Genomic DNA, 4,255 nt, shown 5'->3' on the forward strand with positions numbered 1-4,255 from the left:
GGGAATCTCGCGGTCGGGGCCTTCGAGCCAGACGGTCGAATGCACATGGTCGTGGCCGTGCAGGATGAGCTCGACGCCATGGCGCTTGAGCAGCGCCAGCAGACCGGCGGAATCGGTCAGCCGCTTGTGGCGCGCGTCCGAGCGCAGGGGATGATGCACCAGCAGGATGCGAAAGACGTCCTCGGCCGCGAGCTGCTCCAGCACGCGCTCGAGGCGTTCGAGCTGGGCCGCGCCCAGCGTGCCCGTCGCCATCAGGGGCGGGGTCGGCACGGCGGTGGAGAGGCTGATCAGCGCCACGGGGCCGCGCCGGCGCAGCGCGGGAAACGTGGCGCCGCCCGCATCGCCCGCGAGGTAATCCGCCCAGACCTCGCCGTGCCGGTGACGGGTGGCACGGACATAGGCGTCGTGATTGCCGGGGATCGCGGTGACTTGCGCCGGCGGTCCCACGCTTTCGAGCCAGGCCCGCGCCGGGGCGAATTCCGCCTCCAGCGCCAGGTTGACGAGATCGCCGGTGACCGCGATGTGGTCGGGCGCCTGGGCCTGGATGTCGGCCACCAGCGCATCGAGCGCTTCGCGGCGCTGGTATTTGTGCCGGTTGCGCGTCCAGTTGAGGTAGCCGAGCGCACGTTTCCCCGCGAGCTCCATCAGCCGCGGCCGGGGCAGCGGCGCCAGATGCGGGTCCGACAGATGCGCGAGCTTGAAGGGTGCCATCGGGTGCGATTGCCTCGCCGTTTCAGCCGTGTAATGGCAAGGTCGGACGCGCCGTGCAAGGAAAGCTTTCCGGGACGCCTGGCTGGAGCCTGATGGGAATTCGCCTGGACGAGATGCGACGGAGCTACGAGCCGCTGCTGCGCCGGTTCTTCCACCTCTATTTCCGATTCGTCCGCGGCATGACGCTCGGCGTTCGCGCCATCGTGCTCGATGCCGACAACCGCGTCTTTCTGGTCAGGCACAGCTACGTCGAGGGCTGGTATTTCCCCGGCGGCGGCGTCGACGTCGGCGAGACCATGGACGCCGCGATGCGGCGCGAATTGAAGGAGGAGGGCGACATCGACGTCATGGGCGAACCGGTGCTGCACGGCATCTTCCTCAACAGCCACGTCTCGCGGCGCGACCACGTCGCGGTCTACGTGGTCAGGCATTTCAGGCAGGACCGCCTGCCCGAGCCCAACCGCGAGATCGTCGAATGCGGCTTCTTCGAGCCGGCCGCGCTGCCCGAGGGGACAACGCCGGGGACGCGGCTGCGGATCGCGGAGGTGCTGGAGGGCAAGCCGTTGATTGCGACGTGGCGGTGACGGGCGGCTGTGCTAGTAAGTTCGCTTTGCATCCCGCACGACGCGGCGTGGAATTCGGATGACGATCCTCAAGTCGAGCCTCGGCCTGATCTGCGTGCTGATCCTTGCCAGCAACATCGTCACGATGTCGCGCTGGAGCGAGACGCGGGGCGTCTATGACGACCTCTGCTATCTGCGCCAGGCGCATCTGTTCCAGCGCTTCGGCGTCAGTGGGCTCGATACCAGCGCGTCGAGGGACGACGACGGCTTCATGGCGGGCAAGCTGAAAGGGATCGGCTTCGCCGGCTGGAGCGATCCCAAGGCGTGGCCGTGCCATACGCCGATGCCGGCCGGCAAGTCGGTGCTGCAATATCCGCCGGGCACGGGCTTCGTGCTGGCGCTGTTTCCGCAAGGCTTTCAGGTGACCTCGCTCTATATCGCCGCGAACCTGATCGTATGCGGGTTTGCGCTGTTCGGCATCTTCCACGCCCAGTCGCCGTTCTGGATTCTTTCCACCGGCGGGTTCGGCGCGCTGGCGACCTATCTCATGATCAGCCCGGGCAAGGCGAGCTATTCGATCGCACCGACCATGGCACTGTGTGCCGTCGCCGGATTCTTGACCGCGCTCTGGCTGGTCAGGGCGAGCCGCAGCGTCTGGCCGGTGGCGCTGCTCGGTCTGCTGCTGGGCCTGTCGGTCAATGTCAGATTGCCCAACCTGTTCCTCGCCGCCGGCTATGCGCTCTATCTCGGCGTCTCGTTCCTGTGGACCCGCAAGCCCCGGACGTTCGCGCAAGGCGTGGGCTTCGCCGGCGCCTTCGTGCTCGGCATGGCGCCGACGTTGATCGCGAACGCGATCAACGCGGGCAGCCCGTTTGCCACCACTTATGGCGGCGTCGATGCGGTCGCGCCCGCGTTCGATCCGACCGTGCTGCGCCAGTATCTCGGCGACATGCAGTTCGCGCTGATCCTCGCGACCATGGGCTCGATCGCCTGGCTCTGGCGGATGGGGACGGGCGGCGCGCAACAGGTCGCGCTGCTGTGCGCGGCGAACCTCGCGGTGAATCTCGCCTTCTTCCTGAGCCATCCGATCTTCACCCCCTACTACGTCGTGCCGGTCGCGATGTTGTCGCTGTGGACGCTCTCGTTCGGCTGGATCATGCAATCCGCCGTCGTCCCGAATCCGATTCCGCTCGATCCGACGGCCAAGACCCAGCTGCAGACGGCGAACATTCGGGGCCTGCAATGACGCCGTCGCAGCTTCGTATCGCCGTGCTGGTGCCCTGCTACAACGAGGAGGCCGCGGTCGCGACCGTGGTCGCCGATTTCCGCAAAGTCCTGCCCGCGGCCGAGATCTACGTCTATGACAACAACTCGGTCGACCGCACCGCGCCGGTTGCGCGCGAGGCCGGCGCGATCGTGCGCAGCGAACGGCGGCAGGGCAAGGGCCACGTGGTGCGGCGCATGTTCGCCGACGTCGAGGCCGACATCTACGTGCTGGTCGACGGCGACGCGACCTATGACGCGCCGAGCGCCCCGCGCATGATCGGGGCGCTGCTCGACGATCACCTCGACATGGTCGTGGGCCTGCGCGTCGATCGGGCGCAGGACGCCTGGCGGCGCGGCCACCGCACCGGCAACCGTCTCCTGACCGGATTTTTGGCCTCGACCTTCGGCCACGCCTTCAAGGACATCCTGTCCGGCTACCGCGTGTTCTCGCGCCGCTTCGTCAAATCGTTCCCGGTCCTGTCCGACGGTTTCGAGATCGAGACCGAGCTCGCCGTCTACGCGCTGGAACTCTCGCTTCCCGTCGCCGAGATCGAGACGCCCTACTACGCGCGTCCGGAGGGATCGTTCTCCAAGCTCAATACCTGGCGCGACGGGTTCCGCATTCTCGCCACCATGGTGAAGCTGTACCGCTCCGAGCGACCGCTGCGGTTCTTCACCGCGATCGGCATCGTCCTCGCGTTGGCCTCGGTCGGGCTCTCGATTCCGGTAGTCATCACCTTCATCGAGACCGGGCTCGTGCCGCGCCTCCCGACCGCGGTGCTGTCCATGGGGCTGATGATCATGGCGCTATTGTCGGTGTCCTCGGGCCTCGTGCTCGACACCGTGACGCGGGGCCGGCGGGAGATGAAGATGCTCGCCTACCTGTCCCAGCCGGCACTGAAAGGGAAGGGGAGCTAGCGCCCGGCTCCGATGGACCGCGGCCTTCCGAGATGCTATCCCGCCTCCCGACATGACCGATCTCTCCCTCACCATCTTGCCGGAATCCGCCGGCGACGCCCAGGCGATCGAGCGGCTCCACGAACGCACCTTCGGCCCCGGTCGCTATGTGCTCAGCGCCTACCGCATCCGCGAGCATGTCGACCATGTGCTCGGGCTTTCCTTCACCGCCCGCATCGGCACGCTGCTGGTCGGCTCGGTGCGGCAATTGCCGATTTGCATCGGCGACACGCCGGCGCTGCTGCTCGGACCGCTGACCGTCGAGCCGCCGTTTCGCGGCCGCGGCGTCGGACGCCTCCTGCTCGAGCGCGCGCTGAAGGACGCCAGGGCGCAGGGCCATCGCCTCGTGCTGCTGGTCGGCGACGAGCCCTATTACAGCCGCGTCGGCTTCAAGCCCGTGCCGAAGGGCCGCGCCACCATGCCGGGTCCGGTCGACTACGGCCGCCTCCTGGTCTACGAACTCGTCGATGGCGCGTTCGAGGGCGTATCGGGCCCGGTCGGCCCGGACTGGAGCAGGGCGCGAGCTTGCTGATTGGGCTCGGATGAATCCGGAATTGGCATGGGCCTGTTTCGTGGACTCTTGATTTAGAACTTCAAGTTCACGAAGCCACGTACGCCCAGTCCCGGCATCAGCACCTGGTCCTTGGTGTAGGACACCGAATTGCGGATGTTTTCGTTCAACAGGTTGTTGCCGGCGAGGCCGACCGTCATTTCGCGCGTGCCGAACCGGTTCGGGTCGAGCCTGGTCTTGTAGCTGA

The 4,255-nt window shown here is 67.1% G+C and carries 5 protein-coding genes; 4 read left to right on the top strand and 1 reads right to left on the bottom strand.

Annotation, left to right across the window (positions count from 1 at the left end):
* Window positions 1-711: metallophosphoesterase (locus tag KGM94_RS23810; protein WP_300264727.1), on the bottom strand; the 711-nt coding region annotated here is incomplete at its 3' end.
* 92 nt (window positions 712-803) lie between these two features.
* Between KGM94_RS23810 and KGM94_RS23815 the strand changes: the two genes are divergently transcribed.
* The 4 genes from KGM94_RS23815 to KGM94_RS23830 are packed head-to-tail and all read left to right on the top strand — an operon-like array spanning window position 804 to window position 4,029.
* Window positions 804-1,295, top strand: coding sequence for an NUDIX domain-containing protein (locus tag KGM94_RS23815; RefSeq protein ID WP_300264731.1), 492 nt, complete (start codon window positions 804-806; stop codon window positions 1,293-1,295).
* 58 nt (window positions 1,296-1,353) lie between these two features.
* Complete coding sequence (locus KGM94_RS23820; protein WP_300264734.1) at window positions 1,354-2,520, top strand: hypothetical protein; 1,167 nt, start codon at window positions 1,354-1,356, stop codon at window positions 2,518-2,520.
* Complete coding sequence (locus KGM94_RS23825; protein ID WP_300264737.1) at window positions 2,517-3,458, top strand: glycosyltransferase family 2 protein; 942 nt, start codon at window positions 2,517-2,519, stop codon at window positions 3,456-3,458. The genes KGM94_RS23820 and KGM94_RS23825 overlap by 4 nt, the downstream gene beginning before the upstream one ends.
* Window positions 3,459-3,510: 52 nt before the next feature.
* Entirely contained in the window at window positions 3,511-4,029 is a 519-nt protein-coding gene (locus tag KGM94_RS23830) for an N-acetyltransferase (protein WP_300264740.1), read from the top strand.
* The last annotated feature ends 226 nt before the right edge of the window (window positions 4,030-4,255 follow it).

The sequence above is a fragment of the Bradyrhizobium sp. genome (genome assembly GCF_028868675.1).
Classification (GTDB): Bacteria; Pseudomonadota; Alphaproteobacteria; order Rhizobiales; family Xanthobacteraceae; genus Bradyrhizobium.